We start from the raw sequence: 229 nt of genomic DNA, 5'->3' as shown, positions 1-229 counted from the left end.
GCGATTATTAAGCTTGTTGAATTTCGTTAGAAATTCACTCGGTTTTTTGCTTGGTAAAATCTATTTTACTTACTTATCTAGTTTTCAATGTGCAATGTTGAATGTTATAAACATTCAAAACTGAATACAATATGTCTCCGTTATTCCATGACCTAATGGTCATTCCGTAATATCCTTAGAAAGGAGGTGATCCAGCCGCACCTTCCGATACGGCTACCTTGTTACGACT

1 rRNA gene is annotated in these 229 nt (G+C 35.8%); it reads right to left on the bottom strand.

The features are described from left to right. Positions 1-179: 179 nt before the first annotated feature. Positions 180-229, bottom strand: a 16S ribosomal RNA gene (locus LQ693_RS13630); the annotation flags it as partial.

Source organism: Mammaliicoccus sp. B-M6 (genome assembly GCF_022386965.1).
Classification (GTDB): domain Bacteria; phylum Bacillota; class Bacilli; order Staphylococcales; family Staphylococcaceae; genus Mammaliicoccus; species Mammaliicoccus sciuri_A.
The sequence above is the reverse complement of the archived record's forward strand: the minus strand, read 5'-3'. Positions and strand labels throughout refer to the sequence as shown.